General features: G+C 47.6%; 1 protein-coding gene. It reads right to left on the bottom strand.

Annotated features, from left to right (window positions below):
• A partial coding sequence (locus CWC14_RS18685) for a UDP-N-acetylglucosamine 2-epimerase (RefSeq protein WP_212746575.1) occupies positions 1-273 on the bottom strand: 273 nt, incomplete at both ends.

The raw sequence follows: 273 nt of genomic DNA, 5'->3' as shown, positions 1-273 counted from the left end.
GTATCACGCATAACTAACACAGGTTTCCCAAGGCTTGGCGCTTCTTCTTGCACGCCGCCAGAGTCAGTTACAATAAGGTGCGCACGATTCATTAAATAAACAAAGGGAAGGTAATCCAATGGCTCAATAAGTGAGATATTTTCCAAGCCTTGGAGCAGACGATTAACCGGCTCACGCACTTGCGGATTCATGTGCATAGGATAAACAATCCGGCTTTGTGGAAAGCGCTTAGCAATACGCGCCAATGCCTGACAAATACGCTCGAAGCCGCCA

Origin of the sequence: Pseudoalteromonas sp. S3260 (assembly GCF_005886925.1) — a bacterium.
Classification (GTDB): Bacteria; Pseudomonadota; Gammaproteobacteria; order Enterobacterales; family Alteromonadaceae; genus Pseudoalteromonas; species Pseudoalteromonas tetraodonis.
The sequence above is the reverse complement of the archived record's forward strand: the minus strand, read 5'-3'. Positions and strand labels throughout refer to the sequence as shown.